We start from the raw sequence: 2,919 nt of genomic DNA, 5'->3' as shown, positions 1-2,919 counted from the left end.
CCGGGGGCAAAGCCCCCGGCGCCGGCCACAGGCGTCACACCACCATATCATCCCGATGGATCAGCGCCGCCCGCCCCTCATAGCCCAAAATCCCGGCAATCTCGCTGGATCGCCGCCCCGCAATCGCCCGCGCCTCGTCCGAGGTATAGCGGATCAAGCCGCGTCCCAAAGCCGCGCCATCCGGGCCCAGAATGCCCACCGGCTCGCCCCGGCCAAAGCTGCCCTCCACCGCCACAACCCCTGCCGGAAGCAGGCTCTTGCCCGAGCGTAGCGCCGTGACCGCGCCCTGATCGACCCGGATCCTGCCCTTTTCCTTCATGGCATTGATCCACAGCTTGCGGGCATGATGCGGGTCGGCGGTCGGCACGAACCACGTCCGGTTCGCGCCCTCCGACAGCGCCTTCAAGGGCCGCAGCACCGAGCCCTCCATGATCGCCATGGCACAGCCCCCCGCCACGGCGGTCTTGGCCGCCATCAGCTTGGTTTTCATCCCGCCCTTCGACAGGCCCGAGATCGGGTCGCCCGCCATCGCCTCGATCTCGGGCGTGATGGTCTCCACCACGTCAAAGCGCGTGGCGGTGGGGTCTTCCTTCGGATTGGCGCTGTAGAACCCGTCCACATCCGACAAGAGGATCAACTGGTCCGCCCCCGCCGTCACCGCGATCTGCGCCGCCAGCCGGTCATTGTCGCCATAGCGGATTTCATCCGTGGCGACTGTATCGTTTTCGTTGACAATCGGCACCACACCCAGACCCAGCAGCGTCTCCATCGTGGCGCGGCTGTTCAGATAGCGGCGGCGATCCTCGGTATCTTCCAGCGTCACAAGGATTTGCGCCGTGGTGATGCCATGCGGCGCCAGAACTTCCTCATAGGCCCGCGCAAGGCGGATCTGCCCCACCGCCGCCGCCGCCTGCGATTGTTCCAGCGTCAGCGCGCCGCCCGGCAGGCCCAAAATCATTCGCCCCAAGGCGATGGAGCCCGAGGATACCAGCACCACATCCGCGCCGCGCACCTTGGCCTCGGCCACATCCATGGCCAGCGCCGACAGCCAGCCCTGCCGCAAGCCCTTGGCCCGGTCCACCAGCAGCGCCGAGCCGATCTTCACCACCAGCCGCCGCGCCCGGGCGACCTGCGGCGCCTGCACGGCCGCCATCAGGGTTGCCATTTCGTCACCTCAACCGGCATCTGCGCGATGCGATCCGCCATGATCTCGGCATGGATGGCCCGCAGCACATCCAGCAAGCCCTGCTGCGACACGCCCGAAATGGTGAAAACCGGGCTGCCCACGGCCTTTTCCAACTGCGTCTTGCGCTTTTTCAGCGTATCGGCATCCAGCGCGTCGATCTTGTTCAAGGCTACGATGCGCGGCTTTTCGGCCAGCTCCTCGGCATAGGCCTCCAGCTCGCCCACGATGGTCTCGTAATCCTCATCCACCGTTTCCGAGGTGCCATCCACCAGATGCAGCAGCACCGAGCACCGCTCCACATGCGCCAGAAACTGATCGCCAAGGCCCCGGCCCTCGCTCGCGCCCTCGATCAGGCCCGGAATATCGGCCATCACGAATTCATGCCCGTCGATCCCCACCACGCCCAGATTGGGCACCAGAGTGGTGAAGGGATAATCGGCAATCTTGGGCCGCGCATTGGACACGGCGGCGAGGAAGGTCGATTTCCCCGCATTGGGCAGGCCCAGCAGCCCGGCATCCGCAATCAGCTTCAGCCGCAGCCAGATGGTGCGCTCCACGCCCTCCTGACCCGGATTGGCGCGGGACGGGCTGCGGTTGGTCGAGGATTTGAACGCAAGGTTGCCCCAGCCGCCATTGCCGCCCTTGGCCAGCAACACGCGCTGCCCCGGCACCGTCAGATCGGCGATCACGGTTTCCTCATCTTCGTCGATGATCTCGGTGCCCAGCGGCACCCGCAGCACCACATCATCGCCGGTCTTGCCGGTGCGCTGGCTGCCCATGCCGGGCTGGCCTGATTTGGCAAAGAAATGCTGCTGATAGCGATAGTCGATCAGGGTGTTCAGCCCCTCCACCGCCTCGGCCCAGACCGAGCCGCCATTGCCGCCATCGCCGCCATCCGGGCCGCCGAATTCGATGAATTTCTCGCGCCGGAACGACACGCAGCCCGAGCCGCCGCCGCCCGAGCGGATATAGACCTTGGCGAGATCGAGGAATTTCATCGGGCGGCCCCTTTGGCGTGATTTTCAAACAGTGGCGATAGCCCCGGACGCGTCCGGGCGCAAGGTTTCATGGTGCGGTGCGCGTATCCAGGCGCAATTGCAGGAACACAAGGTCCAGCCAGCGGCCGAATTTCTGCCCCACCTGCGGCATGCGCGCGGTCTCCACAAAGCCCAGCTTCTCATGCAGCCGCAGCGAGGCCGCGTTTTCCGAGGTGATGGCCGCCACGATCACATGCTTGCCACAAGCCCGCGCGCGCGGGATCAGCGCCGCCAGCAAAGCCTGTGCCACGCCCCGCCCCCGCGCCTCCGGTGCGACGTAAACCGAATTTTCGACCGTGCCGCGAAACCCGTCAAACGGGCGCCAGTCACCGAACGCCGCATAGCCGATCACAGCGCCGCCCGCCTCGGTTTCGGCCTCAGCCACCAGCACCGGATAGCCAAGCGCCTGCCGCGCTGCCATCCATTGCACCCGGTTCTCCGCCCCCACCTCGCCCTCCATCAGAATGGCCGTGGTGGTGCGCACCGCATCATTGTAAATCGCCGCAATCGCCGCCGCATCGTCAGGGGTTGCATCCCGGATCAACATGAGCCTTCTCCTTCGCCGCCATGCTGGCGCGACGGAACACGACTGTCCAGCCGCTTCCTCCCTGCCTGCAAGGTCGGATGAAATGGATGCGGCACGCGGCCCAACCAGCGGCTGATGGACAGCGTGTTCAGCCCGGCGATTACCGCCGG

Annotated in this window: 3 protein-coding genes; all 3 read right to left on the bottom strand. The window is 66.1% G+C overall.

Features of this window, described 5'->3' with window-relative positions; genetic code table 11:
* Positions 1-34: 34 nt before the first annotated feature.
* On the bottom strand, positions 35-1,153 hold the full coding sequence (gene proB / locus JNN06_RS16760) for a glutamate 5-kinase (protein WP_291240734.1): 1,119 nt from the start codon (positions 1,151-1,153) through the stop codon (positions 35-37).
* Entirely contained in the window at positions 1,153-2,184 is a 1,032-nt protein-coding gene (gene obgE, locus JNN06_RS16755; protein ID WP_291240733.1) for a GTPase ObgE, read from the bottom strand. Before obgE ends, proB begins: the two co-directional genes overlap by 1 nt.
* 67 nt (positions 2,185-2,251) lie before the next feature.
* Positions 2,252-2,770, bottom strand: coding sequence for a GNAT family N-acetyltransferase (locus JNN06_RS16750; RefSeq protein ID WP_291240732.1), 519 nt, complete (start codon positions 2,768-2,770; stop codon positions 2,252-2,254).
* Positions 2,771-2,919: the final 149 nt, after the last annotated feature.

It is taken from the genome of Gemmobacter sp., from assembly GCF_016792925.1.
Taxonomy (GTDB): Bacteria; Pseudomonadota; Alphaproteobacteria; order Rhodobacterales; family Rhodobacteraceae; genus Gemmobacter.
This window is presented reverse-complemented; position numbering and strand designations above follow the sequence as displayed.

Bases quoted from the DNA above. Each gene is read 5' to 3' on its own strand.
- proB (WP_291240734.1), bottom strand. From the start codon at position 1,153: ATGGCGGCCGTGCAGGCGCCGCAGGTCGCCCGGGCGCGGCGGCTGGTG.
- obgE (WP_291240733.1), bottom strand. From the start codon at position 2,184: ATGAAATTCCTCGATCTCGCCAAGGTCTATATCCGCTCGGGCGGCGGC.
- JNN06_RS16750 (WP_291240732.1), bottom strand. From the start codon at position 2,770: ATGTTGATCCGGGATGCAACCCCTGACGATGCGGCGGCGATTGCGGCG.